Here is a 19,518-nt window from a genome sequence, read left to right as displayed (position 1 = left end):
ATTCATTATTTAAAGGATTATAAAAGATGACCGAACTAGAATATCAGCCTGTCAGTTTTAAGGATGTCCTCATTGAAATGAAGGATATTGCCGAACTTATGGTTGATCTTGCTTATTCTGCAATTCTTTTTGAGAGCAAGGAGATCGCACGTGAGGTTTTAAATCTTGAAGAGAGTATGAATCAGCTTGTTTATCAGGCGCGTATTCAGAGTATTCTTGGTGCAAGACGTATCGAAGAGGCTGAATCCATGAGCGGTATGCTTCAGGTTGCAGAGTCCGCTGAGATAATTTCAAATTCTGCCTCTGATATTGCAACCAAGATCCTCAAAGATGTGAAATTTCCGGCTAAATTAAAACAGGCCCTTCCTGAAGCTGAAGAAGTGACTGTGCATATGAGGGTTCAGAAGAACTGCCGGATTGACGGCAAAACTCTTGGCAAGCAGAAACTTCAGAGCACTACCGGAATGAGGATCATTGCTATAAGAAGGGATGTCTCATGGATCTATGATCCTGATCGCAAAACACGGATTCTTAGCGGCGATATTCTTATTGCAAAAGGACTTGAAGCCGGAATTGATCTTCTGAGTGATATGACCGGGAATGAAGTCAGGGCAAATGAAGAGGAGCATTCAGATGCTGTAGTATCGGATCTTGACCGTGCCGTTTCTCTCATAATTGAAATGAAGAATCTTAGTGAGCTTGCAGTAGGGCTTGCATATTCATCACTGATGTTTGACAGCCGCGAAGTTGCGGATGAGGTGGTCTCACTTGATTCAAGAATGGATGATATGAGTTATAAACTTGATTTATGGGTACTGGAAGCCTCAAAAAGGATCTCTAATGTGGAGTACCTGAGGGGCCTTTTGTATATGTCGGCTTTTGCGGAGAGTATAAGTAATGCGGCAAAATCAATAGTTGATGTAATTATTCGTGATATTGATATTCCGCCGGTATTTAAAAAGATTGTCAGGGAGTCTGATGAGATCATCACTAAAATTGATGTGAATAAAAAGTCTCCTCTTGTTGGTAAAACGCTGAAGAAAGCATCTTTAGGTACTGTTACAGGGATGGTAGTACTTGCAATAAACAGCAATGGCAACTGGAAATACAGACCCGGAAAGAATGATATACTCAAAGCCGGAGATATAATTATTGCAAAAGGCCGAAGAGACGGAGAGTGTCGTCTTTTAGCTCTGGCAAAGAACAGGAATGTTAATGATCTTTAATCATAATAGGTAATATTATAGATTTTCAGGTAAAATTATTGTCTGTAATTTATCATATTTGTATCTTTATTCCGGCCTGCTGTTCATTTTGTGCAGGTATAAGAATATGCCGGATATCGATGCCGACATTTCTGTAAGAATGTCATTATTGTCAGAAAAACCGGGCCGGTTATTGAACTGCGAGATATATGGGAGAATCATTTTTGCTCATGCAAAGGGAATTTTAAAGATATATCTGCTGTGAGTATTTGGATTTTACAGCAATTTCTGATAGCCGGCTATAAAAATAAAATTAGGAAGTAAAATATGGAAAATAATAAAGTAACTGTGTACAGGCTGGGTTCCGGCTGTGAGCTTGAGGACATCAGGGCAGGAAATATTTATGAGGTCAGAGTTCAGGGTTTTGCAAAATTCGGAACATTTGTCTATCTGAATAACAGCATAAAAGGCCTTGTTCACGTTAGTAATGTGAAGACAGAGCACAATGAGGGTGAGTTCCTCTTTGTCCGGGTGAAAAATATCAGGGACAATGGTAACATTGATCTCGAAGAGGTTGTTCCGGAAGAATATGAGATTGAAGCTGTAAACTGCTTCCATTCCCAGACAAAACTTAAAGACCTGAAGAAGAAAGTTGGCAGAAATGTAACTCTTGAGGTTGAGATAGCACAGATTAAGCAGACCTCCGGCCCGACAATATTTACTCTTGTCGATGATTCAGGTACCGAGAGTGGTGCAGGTTTTGTTGAGGCAGGAAAGCGTGCTTATCCTGATATTGAACTGGGTGATTTCGTCCGCGTCAGTGGCGAGGTCATGATGAGAAACGGACAGATCCAGCTTGAGATCAGCGATATGTCTGCACTGTCAGATGATGAAATCCTGAGTGTAAAGAAGAGGATTCAGGATGCAATTGATGAGAGAGCACGTCCGGATGACATCCCTTTCATGATTGAGAGTGAGATTCTTGAAAAGCTTAAGCCTGATATGCAGAAAGTTGCATATTACATCCGGAAAGCGATCTTCACAAACCAGACGATTATTCTCAGGCACCATGCTGATGCAGATGGTATAGCAGCGGCAGTTTCGGTTGAGAGGGCAGTAACAATGCTCATAAAGGATAATGGAGGAGATCTTGACAGTGAAGCCCATCTGTTTAAGAGAGCGCCGTCCAAAGCACCGTTTTATGAGATTGAGGATGTTACAAGGGATCTCGATTACGCCTTAAAGGACAATGTAAAGTACGGTCAGAAATTTCCGCTCATTGTTATGATGGATAACGGTTCTACTGAGGAGGATGAACCTTCATACCGGATGGCCAAAGTTTATGATATTCCAATCGTTGTTGTGGACCATCACCACCCTGATGAATCAACAGACAGGTTCCTGGAGGCGCACGTAAATCCGTATCTTGTAGGCGGAGATTTCGGTGTTACTGCCGGTATGCTTGGTGCTGAACTGGCAAGAATGATCTATCCACCTGTAGAGTCTGATATCAGGCATTTCCCTGCCGTTGCCGGGGTGGGTGACAGGAGTGAGGCGCCGGAGAGACAGAAGTATCTTGATCTGGTTGCAGATTCCTATTCTGAAGAGGAATGTAAGAATATTGCACTTGCTCTTGACTATGAGCAGTTCTGGCTCAGGTTTAATGACGGAAGGGAGATTGTAAAGGATATTCTGGATGTAAATAACAACTCCGACAGGCACAAAAAACTTGTATCGCTTCTTGTTCAGGAAGCAAATCTTGCAATTGATGAACAGTTAAAGACGTCAATGCCTCATGTTGAGGAGAAAGTCCTTGTAAATTCTGCAAATCTCTTTATGATCGATGTTGAGATATATGCACACAGGTTCACATTCCCGCCGCCCGGAAAGACTTCCGGCGAAATTCATGATGTTCTCTGTAAGAGGAATGTTGGCAAACCTGTGGTTACACTTGGAGTCGGGCCTGATTTTGTAGTTATCCGTTCACGGGGTGTTAAGATGAATATTCCGCAGATGGTTCGTGAACTTCGTGATGAGATCGTTGGCGGCGGTGTTAATGGCGGAGGGCACCTGGTAGTCGGTTCAATTAAATTTGTTGAAGGTATGAAAGAAGTTGTAATCAGTAAACTTATCGAAAAAATTGGAGAATTTGGGGTTGAAGACCTTATCTGATCCATTTAATCCGGAATTTATTTACTAAATCACAGTACAGATATTTAAGGCTGTACATAAAAAATTATAATCTGTTTTATTAGAAACCGGGGTTTATTGTCTGTCAGAATTGGAATAAACCGGAATGATTCAGAAATGTTTAAATATATATGGCGATTACTAATTATCAGGGAGGGGATATTATGAGCAAAAAGGCTGAGATAAAAGAGAGATACACTTTAACTCAGGGCAAGATAGTAGTATATCTCAAATCCGGACTTGTTAAAGGAAAACAGTATTTCAAATCGAAATATATTGCAAAGGATTTAGGTCTTTCCCCTAAAGAAGTAGGCACAAATATGGCAATTCTTGCCGATATCTGTGATGAACTGGATATATCACGCTGGAGTTATTCAAACAGCACAACATGGTGTGTCAAAGCAAGAGCTGCTTAAGTTTACTCCTGTCTGTTTTTTTCGTTAAATTAATTAATCTGTTCAATGCAGTTATTTATATGAGTGAGAAAATTATTGAGTTTATCTCTCCTGTTGAGTTTATTGCAAATATCAATGAGAAGAAGGACTGCCTTATGAATCAGAGCACAAATCAGGACGAGGCTGCGGCAGATGAAGGCAATCCGGATGGTCTGTGGTATAATATCGATGTCCCAAAAGGTCATGGATTTAAGCAGGGCGACAGGATAAAAATTACAATTGAAAAAGTATGAATCCGTTTAACCAAAAAAAAGCGGATTATTTTTTTGCATTTGCTCATGTTGAATAATTTTTGAGAATCTCTACATATTATTTTGGAGATTTCTGTAAATTTATTTATACATAATAATGCTGATTAAGTATTATCAGGGATAATTCTATGTTTCAACCGGAGTTTTAATCAGGATGGCTGGGAAAAAATTTTATTTAAAGGCGTTTGGCATATTATCTGTTATTATTGTGATGTCTGTGCTTGCCGGCGGGTGTACAGCCCAGAGTGGTGAAGATACAATTACATTTAAAGAGGCAGAGGATTTAATTGATCAGGGTTCTGAGAAGATATTTTCGATTGACTGGAATCGTGACAATCCGGAAAATATCCGTTCTCAGTTATCGTCTGCCGAGGTGGATTTTAAGATAGTGTTTGATTCTCTGTCGCTCATAAATCCTGATAATTTTGATGAGTCTAAAGAGATTTACGCAATGAGGGCTATATCCTGCGCTAACCTTGAGCTGATCTCTTCTCTGATGGATCTCGCAAATGTAATAGAGCATTACAATAATGCAGATTACTTTGCGTCTACGTATGAGAAGTATAACTGGGAGATGGAGATTAAAACTGCGGATTCAGCTCTTGCCTCTGCCAGGAATAAATTAAATTCTGCAATTACGCGCTTAAACGGCATTAATATGAATGAAGTGCCCTTCGATATGCAGGGCGAAATTACAGGTATGAAAGTGCAGTATTCCGGGCTGAACAGACTGATGACAAATCTTGCCGCAGAATTTTCTGAGGCACTGGATAACTGATACTTTTTTCAGACTTCCTGATTCATAATCTTTCATGAAATATCTGTATCGGGCACCATAATGTTTAATCTGTTATCTGTGTGCGGGCCGGAATGGAGAGAGTCTGCCGGCACATGGGTAGTTCTTCTGATTTGAGATAGTGGATGGTATTTAATCCATAGTGCTGAGCATGTCTTTGATCTTATACATCTCCGGCTGGATCTGCTGCTGGTAGTAAGAGGTTTCCGGAGTTTCAAGGTTTAATTCAAAGTCAAGTATGTTCTCTGCCTCTATTATGAAGTAGTATTTCCTGTCTCCTGATTCAACTTTCCTGACTATGCTTCCGTTGTTCTGGATGTTTCCTCCGGTTACAATATCGCCCGTTGATGCGTCAACTAAAATCCACTGAAATGAGGAGTAGAGCAGACTTTGACCTTTGGCAGGGTTCATCTTTGAATTTATCCGCCACAGGTCATATGGGACACCAAATATCTCAGAATAGCCGCTGTAGTTCCCGTTCATATATGCAAATTTTTTGACATACACATTTTTATTGCCCCATATTGATGATGAGAAGAGATCTGATGAGAGGTATCTGTCCATATCTGAGAATGAATGGTATTTGATATGTTCGGGGGTAAAGATTTCACTTTCAGGCAGATAGAGGTTTTTTGGGAGGTGCAGCCTTGGATATCCTGAGGGCCCGGGGGAATATATTGAGTCAATATCATAGTTGTAAAATATTCTGAAAGGTGGTTCCAGCGGGGTTGTGCTGTATGTATAGTGCGGGCCGGCCGTACAGCATGATGAGTCAGTGCATGTATCTCCGCCTGCGGCAGCGCCCGATATTGAGGTATCCCCATCGCCAAAGTCCGGAGGATTTATTATCATCGCAATTCCTGCAACAATTCCTATGGCAACAAGAAAGGTGATTATGTCCCTTTTATCCACAAGGATTATCTGTTGCGAATAGCTAATATAATTTTTTTATTTGCTGCTGACCGTAATTCAGATCATATTGAAATTCCGGCCGGGATTTATGCAAAATGATCTTATGAGCCTGTTTACTTCTTAAACCTTTATATGTATTAAAAGTGAAATACAGGTATGGATACAGCAGAGGTTCGCACATGGATTATATTTTATCTGATCTCCTTTGTTGTACTACTGATTACACTCTTTTTTACGACACAGGGTTTTATGATTGGCATCGGCCTTACAATGATTATTCTGGTAATGGGGATTAATTTTGTACTTATCAGAAAGGAGATTATGAAGGTGAAATCAAAGAAAGAACTGATGAAAAAGCTGTCAAAGAAGGAAGTATCTGACGATAAACAGGAAAAAAATATTTTTGATAACTGATACTTCCGGAAGATAAAAAAAGTATTTTTTCCCTTTTGCAGTCCGGTTATCAGCTGCTTTTCAGGATTATATTATTTCTTTATGAATACTTTCTGTAGTGCGTCATGAGCTTCATATAATTCCTCAACTTCACGACCGAGGAATTCTGTCTTGCCCATTACATAAAAACCGTTCTGGACAAGTGCCGGGTGAAACATTCTTGCAAGGTCATTCTTCTGTTTTTCAGTGAAATATATGGTAACATTCCGGCAGAGAATCATATCAAGGTAGTTGCTGACCGGTTTTCCGCTCATAAGGTCGTGCTGAGAAAATCTGATCATATCTTTGATATGTTTTTTCATCTCGAATTTACCGTCAGGCATTTCTGAAAAATGTCTTCTTATCTGTCCCTCACTTAGGTTTTCCAGTGACCTTTTATCATATATACCGGTTTTTGCTTTATTCAGGGCTTCTCTGTCAAGATCAGTCGCAAATATGGTTATCTGTGTGTCTGCCTTCAGTCTTGTTAAATCATACAGTATTATTGCAAGTGTGTAGGGTTCTTCCCCGGTTGCACACCCTGCGCTCCAGATTCTGATCCTTCCTTTTTTGTTTATTATACCCGGAATTATGTCACTTTTAAGGAGGTCAAAGACTTCCCTGTCCCGCCAGAATTTGGTGACGTTTATTGTCAGGGCATTTCTTAGGAGTTCCTGTTCTTTCTGATCAGAGAGCAGAATTTTGTTGTAGTCACTGTATTCTGTTTTTCCGGTAATTCTCATCCTTGAGAGAACCCTTCTTTTAATATAATCCTCTTTGTAGCTTCCGCACTGGATATTCAGGAGTTTCTGTATTGTTCTCTTTAAATTCTGAAATTCTGCATCTGACATTTTATTATCACTTAGACCCGGATTATATTTTGTTCTTTATTATTTATCAATCAGTGTATTGTTTCCCGGAATAATCCGGACTGTAATTACTGTGATGGAGATAATATATTTTTCAGGCCGGTCTCTTTGTTTTCCGGAATGTTTTTTTGCCGGGTATTAAAAAAAGGTATTATATCTGTTACAGGCAGTCTGGCTGATAAGCAGATTATATGAGAGCTGCTGAGCGTTATCCGGAAATATCTGGTCACTTTGGTGATTTCAGTTTAAACTTCTTCATCATCCCTTCAAGGTCGGCTGACATCTTATGAAGTTCATGTGAAATGCTGCTGACCTCTTCTGTACTTGCATTAATATCTTCTGCAAAATCGGATATGCTTTTTACAGATCTAAGATTTTTATCTGCCATTCTGTTGGCTTTTTCGATATTTTCAAGGAATTTGTTGGTCTCGTCTGCCTGGTTTTCTGTAGCTTTTGTTATTTCAATTATGCCGGTTGTCGCTCCACCTATATCATTTACAATATTATTGAGGGCATCAATTGCAAGATTTACACTGCCTATGCTGTCAGTTATCTCTTCATCAACCTTCTTCATAGATTCGGTTGTCTTCTCACTGTTTTTCTGAATCTCGGCTATCAAATCCTCAATATTTCTGGTTGCACCTTTTGATTCGCGGGCGAGGTTTCTGATCTCTTCAGCTACTACTGAAAATCCACGCCCGTGTTCACCTGCGCGTGCAGCTTCAATTGCAGCATTCAGGGCAAGAAGATTTGTCTGCTCGGCAATTCCGGCAATTAACCTGACAATGTCGTTTATTTTGTACATCTCCTCATTTAATGCATTTATCTCGTCTACACTTTTCTTTGATATTATGCCTACATTCTCAATCTTTCCTGATGCGTTTTTACCGATTTCAGCAGCAGATTTCCCTTCTTCAGTGACTTTCTTTGCCTGCTCCATCACTTCCTGACTTGTTCCGGATATCTCTTCTATTGAGGCAGAGAGGTCGGTTATTCCCATGCTGATCTCACCGAAGAGATCTATTATCTTACTGTTGGATTCAGCGGATTCTCCGGAATTTGCTGCAAGTTTTTCCGTTGCAGATAATATTTTTCTGCTGTTGCCGCTCAGTTCTCCGGATGTTTCGTCAATCAGATCAATATTTTTGCCTACGTTAATCAGAAGGCTGTTAATTTCATTTATGGAGTTGTTGAAATCAGTTTTAAGTTCATAAAGTGGATCGTCTTCGGTTATTTCTGCTGACACTGTCAGATCGCCTGATGCAATTAATTTCATCCGGCCCCTGAATAGTTCAGCACTTTCTGAGAGCTTTTTCGCTTCCGTCCTTGATTTCTCCATTAATTCCTGAATTTCTCTCTCTTTTGCCCGGATTTTGGTAATTTCATTATATACGATCAGGAGTGTATTTACATTGCCGTTACTGTCCGGAACAGGTATGGCATATTGTTCCAGGATGTGGCGGCCCGAGGGCAGATCAACTGTAACCTCGCCGTAACTTCTCTTTTTATTTTTGAAGGCTGTATTCAGGCCTTCTCCTTCCTGAGAGACAAGTTTGAAGTCCCTTGCATTCATCTTCAGCAGTTTCTGCCGGGATATTCCGCTCATATTTTCGTAGGCATTGTTTGTGACAATAATATTGAATTTGTTATCAACAAGAAGAATCGGCATTGGATTTTCCTGTACGATTGTTTCTGAGCGTTTTTTGAGTTCTTCGTTCTGCCGGAGCTTTCTGTTTAATATCTCTTCCTTCTCTCTGGTTGAGGTTATGTCATTGCAGATTAGAATAACTCCGGATATTGTCCCGTCTCTCTCTTTTAAGGGAATAGCATGCTGATTCAGGATGTGTTCTCCGGAAGGGAACTGGATTTTTATTTCAGAGTCTGCCGGAGTTTTTCTCTCTATAACTGAGGAGAGTTTATCCCCTTTTAATACTGTTATTTTGAATTCCCCGATGTTTCTTCCGGTTAATCTGTATTCATTAAGGCTGCTCAGTTTTTCAAATTCTCTGCTGCTCTGTATAATTCTTAAATTATTATCCAGAAGTAGAGCCGGCATCGGATTTTCCTTTATTACTGTCTCAAACCGGTTTTCTGTTCTTTTTATATTATTTTCCAGTTCTTCTCTTTTTATATCGAATAATTCTTCCTTTCTCTTCAGTTCTTCTTTTAAATCCCTGAATCCGGAGGCAATATTTTCATTTTCAATATTAAATCTTCTTATTTCGTCTGAGTTTTTATTTTCAGCTTCATTTAATCCTTTACTAAAGCCTTCATTATAAGCAGATTCTCTGAGATTTTCATATTTCTCTTTAAGTTCTGCAAGTTCTGATTCTGTTTTCCGGATTCTGGAATCTTTCTCTGTAAGTTCAGATTCCTTTATTTGATATCCGGAATTACTCTCCTGCAGCTCAGATTTTAATTTATTGATCTCAAGTTCTTTCTCAGAAATCAGAGTTCTTATCTCTTCAGTCTCTCTGCTCTTCTCTTCCAGCTGCTCTCTGATTATTTTATTTTCGTTATTTATCTCGGCTAACTGCGATACTGTCTCTTCAGTCTCTCTGCTCTTCTCCTCCAGCTGTTCTCTGATTATTTTATTTTCGTTATTTATCTCGGCTAGCTGCGATACTGTCTCTTCAGTCTCTCTGCTCTTCTCCTCCAGCTGTGTTCTTATCTCTTCAGTCTCTCTGCTCTTCTCCTCCAGCTGCTCTCTGATTATTTTATTTTCGTTATTTATCTCAGCTAACTGCGATACTGTCTCTTCAGTCTCTCTGCTCTTCTCTTCCAGCTGTGTTCTTATCTCTTCAGTCTCCCTGCTCTTCTCCTCCAGCTGTGTTCTTATCTCTTCCAGCTGCTCTCTGATTATTTTATTTTCGTTATTTATCTCAGCTAACTGCGATACTGTCTCTTCAGTCTCAGAATCTCTTTTTGTCAGCCGGGATTTTATCTCTTCAGTCTCTGAAATTTTCTCTGATAAAAGTGAATTTATCAGTTCAGTTTCATTGTTCTTCTCTTCCAGCTGTAACTTTATCTTCTCAATCTCTGCATTTTTCTCTGCAAGTTCTGATTCAATCGCCTTAACTTCTGATTCCTTACCTCTCAGCTGAGACTTTATCTCTTCAGTCTCAGAACTTTTTACTGACAATTCTGATTCTTTTGAGGTTATTTTCTCATTTAAATTATCTATTATCTTTTTATTATCTTTTAATAGTAAACTGAGCTCCTCGATTTTATCGTTCTTCAGCTTCAGTTCATCTTTACTGTTTTCAGTCCCCCTTTCATATCCTTCATTATTTCCCCTCTTATATCCGTCATTGCTCCCTCTTTCATACCCCTCTTCTGCCCCTTTGTTATATCCTTCATCAAATACGCTGCCCTTTAATTCTTCAAAGGACATTTTAAGCCTGTTTATCTCATTATTTTTCTCTTCAAGACCTTTATCCAGACCTTTTTTATAAAATTTGTCATTTTCGCTCTGAACTGACCTTTTAATATCTGATATTTCCTTATCTTTCTCTTCCCTTCCGGAATTCAGGCCTTTTTCAAAAGAGACCTTTTTTTCCTCTTCTATTTTTTTCCGGATTGAAGAGATGTCCTTCTTAAATTTATCAATCAGTGAATCCTTCTCATTGAGCAGATCTTTTAAGTTTTTATTTTCCGACTCAAGTTCTTTTATTATATCCTTTAATTCTTCTGTCTTTTCCTTAAGGCTCTGAATATCACTCTCATACCCGGAGATTTCCGGTTTATTCTGTTCGTATTCCTTTATTTCCTGCTTTAAAATTCCTATTTCCTTCTCTTTAACAGATATCTGTTCATTTATTCTGGCTTCAAGTTCACTGATCTTCTGCTTATATTCTTCCTCTTTATCTGAACTGATCAGCATTTCTGAAGATTTTTCAGATGAAATATCCAGTATTGAGTTTGTAAGTGATGCAATATCTGACAGGTCTTTTTCAGAATAGCTGTCTTTAAGCCTTGCATCGGTATTCCCTTTAATATATTCTCCGGATACCCTTCTGAACTCATCAATAAATTTTATGAGTTCTGCATTTTTTTCAGGTTTTCTCTCCGGAATTTCCGTCTGTGCTCCGGCAAACAAGGCTTTTCTTCCCGGTCTTTTCATTCTTGGCTGGTCATCACTCAATTAAATCACCAATTTCTGACAATGTCTGATATCTCTTTATAACTTTTTGCTGCTCTGGATTCTGGATTTATGTGTGATATGGGCATATTTTCTTTCTGTGAATATATTATTTTAAAATCATATGGGACTGTGCAGATCTCTTTTACATTTATCCTGAGATCTGATTCTATCTCGTCAAGAAGGGTATTTTCATCAAATTTCTCTTTTTTACCGGACAAAAGCCTCCTGAAAGATTCAATCATCTCATTTACGGGGGCTTTAACCTCCTGAAGTTCACCTGTTTTTGTGATAATTGCCATATCTGCACTTCTTTTTTTGCCTATACTCTCTTCAATATCTGAAAAAATTGTTGTGAGACTTTCAACACCGTATCCTGCAAAAAAACTGCTGTCAAGAGTAATAATGATCCTGTCGGCGGCTATCAGCCCGTTCAGGACAAACTGGCCCATACTTGGAGGTGTATCTATCAGTATATGGTCATATTCATCAGGAAGAGAGTTTAAAGCTTCTTTTAGGACAAAAGAACGGTCCTCAATATTATACAGATAAGGTTCAACCCCTACAAGGTCAAGAGATGAAGGCGCGAGGAATATTCCGGATTTTGTCTCTTTAATGACATCTTTTATTGTCACATCCGGAAATCCCTCAAAGACGTTCATGAAGACGTCATACATATTAATGTCCTGTTCATCAGGGTTAATTCCAAGTCCGATTGTTGCATTGGCCTGTGGATCACAGTCAATTATCAGAACTTTCTCTCCGGATTTCTGAAGAAAACCTCCAATATTCAGGCACGATGTGGTTTTTCCGGTCCCACCTTTATGATGAACAAAAGTAATTACTGAAATGATATTTCACCTTTATATTTCTTTTGTACTATCCTTTAAAAAAACTAGCGACAAGAGCTAATCCGGAGAATCACATCCGGCCGGTTAACTCCTGTTATGTTTTAGGATGCATGATGATTTCATCCGGCAGATTATAGATTCACTGCTCCGGTATTATCTGAATGTGATTGGCAATATCATGCCTGCGATCACAGCGGGCGGGTATTTATATTTCAGTTATGAATGTGGCATTTTTTCACCTGTTGGGGTATGGGCAGAATAATTCACGTGAATTTTTTTGCCTGAAACTATTGGATTATCTGAATATAGCAGAACTAATCCGAATATTTTAAATTCAGGGATAATTAATTTCATTCTATGACCTCTGCCAGGGGAAAGTTGATACTAATTCCTTTGATGCTGGTAATTGTAATATTCTCAGCCGGATGTCTTGAGACATCTTTTGGAGTTGTGGAGTACAGTTATCCTCTCTTAAATATTGAGATTACCAATTCCGGTGAAGAGACAGATGCATATGTACAGGTTACTGTATTTGATCTCGCTGATTTCAGGCAGATTGAGATCGGGAAATATGTTGAGGATATACATCTTAAAACAGGTTCAAATATGGTTTCAGTTCCGGTTAAACTAAAAAAGGGTGATTATAAGCTATATATATACCTGATTGAGAATAATGAACGCAAAGTGGCTGAGATTAGGGATATTGGTGTTGAATGATGACTCCGGATGTAAAACTTCTTAAATCTGCACTCGGAGAAGAGAAGGCAGATATCGGTTTTTTAAACGGAATTTTATTCAATCCTTTTACATGCGAATGGCTGAAACTTGATTTTTTTGTGAAATCCGGAATTATTGTCGGAATTGCTGATAGTGAAGGGGATGTTTCCGGTTCAGAAAGTTCTGAAAACAGTGCCGAAAACAATCCGGGGTCCGGTTACAGGGCAGAGAGATATATTGACCTGAAGGGTGCGAAAGTTATTCCCGGACTTATTGACTCGCATGTGCATATCGAGAGTTCACTCCTTACACCTTTTGAATATGCACGGCTTGTAATCCCGCACGGGACAACGGCAGTGATTGCGGACCCGCATGAGATAGCAAATGTTGCAGGCATTGAGGGTGTCAATTTTATGATACGTGATTCTGAAAAGACACCGCTTTCTTTTTATTATATGGCTCCAGCCTGTGTCCCTGCAACCCCTATGGACAGGGCAGGGGCAGATCTTGATTCTGAAGCTTTAAAGGAATTGGCAGCCAGCGAGAGTATAATCGGACTTGGTGAGATGATGAATTTCCCCGGAGTAATCTTTGGTGACTCTGAAGTACAGAAAAAGCTTGAAATTTTTGATATTATTGACGGCCATTCCCCACAGCTTTCCGGTAAAGAACTCAATGCATACATTTCGCAGGGAATTGAGAGTGACCATGAATGTGTAAGTCGGGAGGAAGCACTCGAAAAGCTCAGAAAAGGGATGTATATCTACCTGCGTGAAGGTTCAACCGAAAAGAATCTTTCTGAGATTGCCGGTATTGTAAACTGTTATAATTCGCACCGCTGCTCTTTCTGCACCGATGACCGCCATGCCGATATGCTCTATAATGACGGGCATATAGACGACTGTATCAGGAAAGCTGTTTCAGCCGGAATATCTACTGAAACTGCAATTAAAATGGCAACTCTCTCTCCGGCTGAGAGATTTGGGCTTAAGGATCGTGGCGCTCTCTCTCCGGGCAGGAGGGCAGACTTCTGTACTCTTGCAGACTCAGAAGAGTTCAGGGTTCTGGATACATATATTAGAGGCGTTAACTTTACAGATATCCAAAGAGATGAGAAAGTCAGCTTCAATTCTGTCTTTAATGCAGGAAGGCTTACAGAGGATGACCTCAAAATCTCCGGCAGTGGAAATGCGAGAATTATCGGGATAAACCAGGGGCAGATTATTACAGATCTGATTGTCGAGGATATTGATTCATCTGGTATTCCGGATCTGAACCGTGATATTATCAAAGCTGTAGTCTGCGACCGTTATCGTGCGGGAGGATGTGGTGTCGGACTTATAAACGGTCTTAAGATCAGAGAAGGTGCAATCTGCGCCAGCATCTCACATGACTCACATAACATCGTTGCAGCAGGGGCATCGGATGCGGAGATCGTCAGGGCAGTGAACCTTGTCAGGGAGAGTTCCGGCGGCATGGCGGCTGTATGCGGCGATGATAGTTTTGTTCTCCCGCTCGATATTGGCGGGATAATGTCATCCGGAAGTTATGCTGAGGTAATTGATGGACTGAAAAAACTTGAAGAGATTACTAAAAAGACAGGTTCGGTTAAAGACCCGTTTATGTACCTCTCATTCATTGCCCTGACTGTAATTCCGGCTCTAAGAATTACTGAAAGAGGGCTGTTTGATGTATCTGAGTTTTCTGATGTCCCTCTCTTTAAATTGTGACCGGTTTTTTGTGCAGGAGTATTTACTGCGGGCAGCAGTAAACAGAAACAAATTTTATCCGGGAAAAATTTAAATCAGCATTTTTCCTGAAAATAACGAGAGAATCATTATTATTACTGGCTGATGAATCAGATAGATCAGCAGTGTGTTTCTGCCCGGAACTGTTAAAAATTTCAGGTTAAATCTCTCCTTTATTTCAAATAAACGCTTGCCTTCCGGGTAGAAGACTGACCCTGCAAACATTCCCAGGAGGAAAAAGCCAAGCCAGGGAAGGAGCGGTTCGTAATCCACCGATATAAAATCTGCCGGGTGTATTCCCAGAAATAAAAGAAAGTAGGGGCCGGAGATATTCTGAACCAGGACTCCTAAAGCTATTATTGCCGTTGATACTAATACAAGGTATTTTTTCAGGCAAAAAAACAGCGGTGAGAGGATGATGGATATTCCTATCAGGTGGAGTATTCCAAATACTATAAAACCCCTTCCGATTATGAGGTATGTGGCAGCTGTAATCAGAATTCCAAGGGAGTATATGAACAGGCCTCTCTTAAAGAATTTAATGTTTATAGGTTCTCTGAAGAAGCTGATTATTTTACTATTAATGTTTAATTTTCCGGCATATTTTTCGTTATATGCTTCCTTATCAGGATTTTTGCCGGTATTTTGGACCTGCTGATTATTACCTTTATGCAGCCTGCCCTCCTGCTGAATCTCTGATCTTTTTCTGCTTATCCAGACTGATGTTCCGGCTATGAATACAAATAAAAAGGCTGTAATATATGCAAAATATCTCCAGAAACCATAGCTCACATTTATATCGGCTATGTCAAAATAACTGAGGTCATAGACAAAATGAAATATTATCATCATCAGAAGGGCAAGTCCCCTAAGTGAATCAACTTCCCAAAATCTCACATATTTACTGCCTGTTTTAGCTGTCATTTTAGCACTAACTATTTAGTTCTCCTTTATACAAATAATTCTCAGGTATTTATGAAAGATGAGCATATCATTGAGGCAGCCGGCATGGCAAGGGTCACTGTCAGTAACGGGTTGGTTGTCAGTGTTGAGGAGCCGCTGCTGAAAAGCTGCCCTCTTGCCCGGAAGTTTGGTCATCCTGTAACAAAGATGGAAATTCCGGAGATAAAGAGAAATATTGAGGAGAGAATATCGTCTTTTGGTATGTGCACGCCTGAAAGGGAGGTTATAAGTGACGATGACTTTGTTCTCTTCGGGGCATCTGAACTGCTCTCAAACGGCCTGCGTTCCGGAATTATTGACTGTGCAGTCATCGCATGTGACGGCGCGGGAAGTGTTGTCTGTGATAACCCGCTGCTCGTGCAGGGGATTGGGGGCAGAATGTCAGGACTTGTAAAGACAGTGCCGTACAGGCAGGTTATTGAAAGAATAGAGAAATCCGGCGGAATTGTAACGGACAGGGAATCTGCATCTGTCGACCCGTTGTCCGCACTGAAAACAGCAGTAAATTCCGGATATAAAAAACCGGCTGTGACAGTTGCATCTGCTGTCCTGTCTGAAAAAATCCGCAGTGAATGCCCGGAAGCTGTTATTGTGGCTGTTCACACCACCGGAATTTTGCCTGAAGATGCAGAAGTACTCTCAGATAACTGTGATTTAATATCTGCATGCGCCTCGCTGCCTCTCAGAAATATTGCAGGGAAAAGAGCACTTTTGCAGGCCGGAAATTCAGTGCCTGTGTATGCCATGACCAAAACCGGGAAAGAGATTATATTTGACAAACTTATGAATTCAGATCAGCAGGTCTTTGTTAAAGGTATGAAACTTCCTTATATGGCAGGAAAAGACCCGGAACCTCTGATCTGAATTCTAATTATATTTTTTGCCACTAATGTCCGGAAAAACGGGATAATTTTTCCGGCAGGAAAACTATATCTCTGTTTTTTTTTGCAGAATACTGAATTTTTGCTTTTCTCTCCTGATATCTTATTCAAGGAGGATAATGTCATTTAATTCTGCAAATTTTTCTATTGTATGGCGTGGTCTGATATTCAGGAACGGCATCTTCAGCCAGTCACCGTACTTTGCATAGACTGTATAAAGTCCCATCTCATTTCCAGGCATAATTTCCCTCTTTGGGCTGTCCCCAACGACCATTGACTTTTCAGGCGATGCGTCAATACTTTTCAGGCCCCTGTGGAAATTTTCATGCGAAGGTTTTCTAAAACCGGTCACATCCGGAGTAACAATGAATTCAAAATATTCTCTAATCCCTGTTTTATTAAGCCTCTTTTCAGCATTTTCTGTATCGGCATCTGTAACTATTGCCATCCTGAAGCCGTTCTCTTTAATCTTTTCCAGGGTCTCTCTGACTTCAGGGTATAATTTTATTGATGTGAGTTTCAGCTCCTCATATACAGTGACTGATTCTTCAAATATTTCCGGCGACTCAACCCCTTTTAATGTCATAAAATCACGGATATTTTCATGGTTTTCAAAACCATGAGGGCCGGTCAGGAAATGCCTGAGAAGTTCTTCCCCTGTGCCGCCACCGACAATCTCAGCAACCCTGTTGCATGCAATAATTTTGGCTTCGGCAAAGTCATAGAGCGTATTGTCCATATCAAAGAGAATCCCTTCAGGCGATATTTTTTTATTATTTTTGCCGTTATTCATCTCCATTATTATATGTTATAGTTATAATTATATTTTTACCGGATATTTGGTGATGTAAAGAATCTGGTATGAATTTATCCGGATATATCGGTCTGATCAAAAAATAACTCTTATTTGTTATAATTATTGGAATTCTGGCTGTTTTGCCGGATTTTATGCAGTAATCAATGAAGATAAAATGGGTATATTTATATGTCCCAATTATATAAGATCAATTACCTTAAGGGGGAGTATACATACCGAAAAATCATGAATCTGGCAATACTGAATCAGAGAATATTTCCGGAATTGAAAAAAATATCGGAAAGTGCTCTTTTTTTTCTGACAATGAAGGCGCCAACCTGGTTATAGATAAGTATGGAAATATTCTGATTGCAAATTCATTATTCTTTGATCTCTTTGGCATACGTGAGAATGAGATTGAGTCCGGCCTGAATTTTTATCATTTAAAACCGGAAGAAAGTTCAGGTTATTCAAGAGAATTTAATGATTCACGGCTGAAAGATCCATATAACTCCCCTAAGACTACAGAAATTAATTTTTACGTCAGCGGTGGCAGAAATCACAGGTTTGTTTACACTGCCGCAAAAATACCAGGTACAGAAAACATTCTCATATCTGCTCTTCCTTCTGATCTGGCAGCTAAAACGGGGGATAAGCAAAAGGTTTCAGGAGATAAGAGATCTGCTCTCAGAAACCCCAAAAGGACAAAAAGGAGGTCCGAGCGGGTGACTGCAATCTCTAAATTTGAGAATTCTGACTTTGACCGATATTTCCATTTCAGTTTCCTCGTTGAAAATCTCCCTGAGACGGTCTTTGTTGTTGTAGGCGGAAAGATATCATATATCAATAATTCAGGTATAGAATTTTTCAGGATTAAAAACCGTTATGATATTATAGGCAAATCCCCCGAAGATTACATTAAACTTATTTCCGGAAAGAAATTTTCAGAGGTTTTTGAGCAGTTCCGTGCAGGTATTTTTAAATTTCCGTTTGAATCCGGGATTGAACTGTATGACGGAAGAGCTGAATTAATTGAGATTTCTTCTTTTCCTGTAATATATGAGGAAATTTCGGGTACTCAGTTCATTTTTCGTGATGTAAGTGAGAGAAAAAATGCCAGATCTGAAGAGATTTCACTGATAAAAAAGAATAAAATTCTGAACCGGATACTTGGCGCAGCGAATTCATCTGTCTTTGTAGATGAGATGCTTGATACGCTTCTTGAGACGTGTCTTGATGAACTTGACCTTGATGCGGTATGGATATATGCGAAAAATGATGAAGGTTTAACGGCGGATCTTCTTGGTTTTAAGAGAATTCCTTCCTGGTTTGAGGATAAGTATTCTGAGATCAGTATAAGGGAGTGGCCCTATAATATGATCTTTTTTGCAGGTCAGCCGCGTTATGTTGAAAATCTCCCTGACAGCCTTCCCGGAATTTCAGATACTGAAATTATGGAGGATCTTGGAATAATATGTTATGCGGGAATTCCTCTGATCTCGGACAATGCGGTTGTCGGTGCTCTCTTTGTAGCACGTGATACTAAAGCTTCATTTACAGAGTTTGAAAAGCTAACGCTTGAAAAGGTTGGCCGGGAAATCGGTACGGCTCTTGTCCGGTGCATAATTCAGGAGAAGATAGACCAGGAGTATTCGGACATCTGTGACAGCCTTAAAATTGCAATAGATGATTTATCTGAGATTTATGGGGATATTTCAGGTCAGTATTCTCTGAATAATTCCTGTAATATTGCAGACGAACTTTTCATTCCGGAAGTGATTAAAAATCCGGGTAAATACAGGGACGATATCAAAAATCTATCACTTCTGTCAGGTGCGGATTCATTTACAGTAAATGACCTCAGGGTTGTTCATCTCGATTCTGCCCTGAGGCGTGTTGTGGATTTTCTGCCGGATGTAAATTTTATCCTGGATGATTCGGGAGAATGTGCTTATGCAGATGATGATCTCTATGTTTTATTCCTGAATATTGTATCATATGTTGCCGGACAGACAGAGGATCAGCTGTGTGTTTCGGTCAGTACTGACTCTTCTGATGAGCGGTTACTGGTAACACTTGAATTCTCACTGAATAATCTTCCGCCGGGACTTGAATATCTTACCCTGAGGAGCAGATTTTACAGTCCGGGACTTAACAGAGACAATCTGCCTCTGTATATTGTAAAACTGCTTCTTGAGCGTTATAACGGCAGAATTGAAATGCCTTCCCAGGTGAGGGGAGATTCTGTTATGTCAGACTCCGGTTCTGGTGTGTCATGTATCAGGTTTATTCTTGTAAAGTTCAGTTAATA

The 19,518-nt window shown here is 39.8% G+C and carries 17 protein-coding genes; 10 read left to right on the top strand and 7 right to left on the bottom strand.

Annotated elements, in window-relative coordinates; translation table 11 throughout:
- Positions 1 to 26 precede the first annotated feature (26 nt).
- The 5 genes from METLIM_RS09255 to METLIM_RS09235 all read left to right on the top strand — a co-directional run bounded on the left by METLIM_RS09255 (position 27) and on the right by METLIM_RS09235 (position 4,879).
- Positions 27 to 1,226: a potassium channel family protein gene (locus METLIM_RS09255; RefSeq protein WP_004077967.1), complete on the top strand. Its 1,200-nt coding sequence runs from the start codon at positions 27 to 29 to the stop codon at positions 1,224 to 1,226.
- Positions 1,227 to 1,532: 306 nt separating this feature from the next.
- A complete protein-coding gene (locus METLIM_RS09250; RefSeq protein ID WP_004077966.1) occupies positions 1,533 to 3,377 on the top strand; it encodes a DHH family phosphoesterase in 1,845 nt (614 codons plus the stop codon).
- A 182-nt stretch (positions 3,378 to 3,559) separates the two neighbouring features.
- Positions 3,560 to 3,811 carry a DUF7123 family protein gene (locus tag METLIM_RS09245; protein WP_004077965.1) on the top strand — a complete coding sequence of 84 codons (252 nt, stop codon included), beginning with the start codon at positions 3,560 to 3,562 and terminating at the stop codon, positions 3,809 to 3,811.
- Positions 3,812 to 3,870: 59 nt separating this feature from the next.
- Positions 3,871 to 4,083: a hypothetical protein gene (locus tag METLIM_RS09240; RefSeq protein WP_004077964.1), complete on the top strand. Its 213-nt coding sequence runs from the start codon at positions 3,871 to 3,873 to the stop codon at positions 4,081 to 4,083.
- A gap of 172 nt (positions 4,084 to 4,255) precedes the next feature.
- Entirely contained in the window at positions 4,256 to 4,879 is a 624-nt protein-coding gene (locus METLIM_RS09235; RefSeq protein WP_004077963.1) for a hypothetical protein, read from the top strand.
- A gap of 150 nt (positions 4,880 to 5,029) precedes the next feature.
- Here the strand turns inward: METLIM_RS09235 and METLIM_RS09230 are convergent, their stop codons facing one another.
- Positions 5,030 to 5,809 (bottom strand): hypothetical protein, encoded by a 780-nt coding sequence (locus METLIM_RS09230; RefSeq protein ID WP_004077962.1) that lies wholly within the window; start codon positions 5,807 to 5,809, stop codon positions 5,030 to 5,032.
- 156 nt (positions 5,810 to 5,965) lie between these two features.
- Between METLIM_RS09230 and METLIM_RS09225 the strand changes: the two genes are divergently transcribed.
- Complete coding sequence (locus tag METLIM_RS09225) at positions 5,966 to 6,223, top strand: hypothetical protein (RefSeq protein WP_004077961.1); 258 nt, start codon at positions 5,966 to 5,968, stop codon at positions 6,221 to 6,223.
- Between the two features lie 71 nt (positions 6,224 to 6,294).
- Here METLIM_RS09225 and METLIM_RS09220 read toward each other — a convergent pair whose 3' ends face one another.
- The 4 genes from METLIM_RS09220 to METLIM_RS16615 form a co-directional block, all read right to left on the bottom strand.
- Positions 6,295 to 7,092 (bottom strand): CheR family methyltransferase, encoded by a 798-nt coding sequence (locus tag METLIM_RS09220; protein ID WP_004077960.1) that lies wholly within the window; start codon positions 7,090 to 7,092, stop codon positions 6,295 to 6,297.
- Between the two features lie 244 nt (positions 7,093 to 7,336).
- Positions 7,337 to 11,254: a methyl-accepting chemotaxis protein gene (locus tag METLIM_RS15615; RefSeq protein ID WP_157202275.1), complete on the bottom strand. Its 3,918-nt coding sequence runs from the start codon at positions 11,252 to 11,254 to the stop codon at positions 7,337 to 7,339.
- A gap of 5 nt (positions 11,255 to 11,259) precedes the next feature.
- Positions 11,260 to 12,093, bottom strand: a complete 834-nt coding sequence (locus METLIM_RS09210; RefSeq protein WP_281034222.1) for a ParA family protein — start codon at positions 12,091 to 12,093, stop codon at positions 11,260 to 11,262.
- A gap of 225 nt (positions 12,094 to 12,318) precedes the next feature.
- On the bottom strand, positions 12,319 to 12,456 hold the full coding sequence (locus METLIM_RS16615) for a hypothetical protein (RefSeq protein WP_157202274.1): 138 nt from the start codon (positions 12,454 to 12,456) through the stop codon (positions 12,319 to 12,321).
- A gap of 24 nt (positions 12,457 to 12,480) precedes the next feature.
- Here METLIM_RS16615 and METLIM_RS09205 point away from each other — a divergent pair, with 24 nt between their 5' ends.
- On the top strand, positions 12,481 to 12,819 hold the full coding sequence (locus METLIM_RS09205) for a hypothetical protein (RefSeq protein ID WP_157202273.1): 339 nt from the start codon (positions 12,481 to 12,483) through the stop codon (positions 12,817 to 12,819).
- A complete protein-coding gene (gene ade / locus METLIM_RS09200) occupies positions 12,816 to 14,549 on the top strand; it encodes an adenine deaminase (RefSeq protein ID WP_004077952.1) in 1,734 nt (577 codons plus the stop codon). Before METLIM_RS09205 ends, ade begins: the two co-directional genes overlap by 4 nt.
- Positions 14,550 to 14,618: 69 nt before the next feature.
- Here ade and METLIM_RS09195 read toward each other — a convergent pair whose 3' ends face one another.
- Positions 14,619 to 15,464 carry a heparan-alpha-glucosaminide N-acetyltransferase gene (locus tag METLIM_RS09195; RefSeq protein WP_169312378.1) on the bottom strand — a complete coding sequence of 282 codons (846 nt, stop codon included), beginning with the start codon at positions 15,462 to 15,464 and terminating at the stop codon, positions 14,619 to 14,621.
- 78 nt (positions 15,465 to 15,542) lie between these two features.
- Between METLIM_RS09195 and METLIM_RS09190 the strand changes: the two genes are divergently transcribed.
- Positions 15,543 to 16,394: a methanogenesis marker 8 protein gene (locus METLIM_RS09190; protein WP_004077943.1), complete on the top strand. Its 852-nt coding sequence runs from the start codon at positions 15,543 to 15,545 to the stop codon at positions 16,392 to 16,394.
- Between the two features lie 120 nt (positions 16,395 to 16,514).
- On the opposite strand, the gene METLIM_RS09185 is transcribed toward METLIM_RS09190, so the two are convergent.
- Entirely contained in the window at positions 16,515 to 17,204 is a 690-nt protein-coding gene (locus tag METLIM_RS09185) for an HAD family hydrolase (protein ID WP_157202272.1), read from the bottom strand.
- A 728-nt stretch (positions 17,205 to 17,932) separates the two neighbouring features.
- On the opposite strand from METLIM_RS09185, the gene METLIM_RS09175 reads away from it, so the two are divergent.
- Entirely contained in the window at positions 17,933 to 19,516 is a 1,584-nt protein-coding gene (locus METLIM_RS09175) for a GAF domain-containing protein (RefSeq protein ID WP_048145803.1), read from the top strand.
- Positions 19,517 to 19,518 lie beyond the last annotated feature (2 nt).

Source organism: Methanoplanus limicola DSM 2279 (assembly GCF_000243255.1).
GTDB classification, from domain to species: domain Archaea; phylum Halobacteriota; class Methanomicrobia; order Methanomicrobiales; family Methanomicrobiaceae; genus Methanoplanus; species Methanoplanus limicola.
Note: the sequence above shows the minus strand (reverse complement) of the source record. Positions and strands in the feature narration are given on the sequence as shown.